Annotated in this window: 1 rRNA gene; it reads right to left on the reverse strand. The window is 51.6% G+C overall.

The features are described 5' to 3' along the window. A 23S ribosomal RNA gene (locus SBO83_RS21400) occupies window positions 1–546 on the reverse strand; the annotation flags it as partial. Between the last annotated feature and the right edge of the window lie 22 nt (window positions 547–568).

Raw genomic sequence — 568 nt, forward strand, 5'->3', positions numbered from 1 at the left:
AAGTAGGCTCCCACTGCTTGTACGTACACGGTTTCAGGTTCTATTTCACTCCCCTCGCCGGGGTTCTTTTCGCCTTTCCCTCACGGTACTGGTTCACTATCGGTCAGTCAGGAGTATTTAGCCTTGGAGGATGGTCCCCCCATATTCAGACAGGATGTCACGTGTCCCGCCCTACTCATCGAACTCACAATAAGTGCATTTTTGTGTACGGGACTATCACCCTATACTGTGCGACCTTCCAGACGCTTCCACTAATGCACAAACTGATTCAGGTTCTGGGCTCTTCCCCGTTCGCTCGCCGCTACTGGGGGAATCTCGGTTGATTTCTTTTCCTCGGGGTACTTAGATGTTTCAGTTCCCCCGGTTCGCCTTGCATGGCTATGTATTCACCATGCAATAGTGTGACGTATCACACTGGGTTTCCCCATTCGGGTATCGTCGGGTATAACGGTTCATATCACCTTACCGACGCTTTTCGCAGATTAGCACGCCCTTCATCGCCTCTGACTGCCTAGGCATCCACCGTGTACGCTTAGTCGCTTAACCTCACAACCCGAAGGTGTTTCAC

Source organism: Ewingella allii (assembly GCF_044430645.1).
Classification (GTDB): domain Bacteria; phylum Pseudomonadota; class Gammaproteobacteria; order Enterobacterales; family Enterobacteriaceae; genus Ewingella; species Ewingella allii.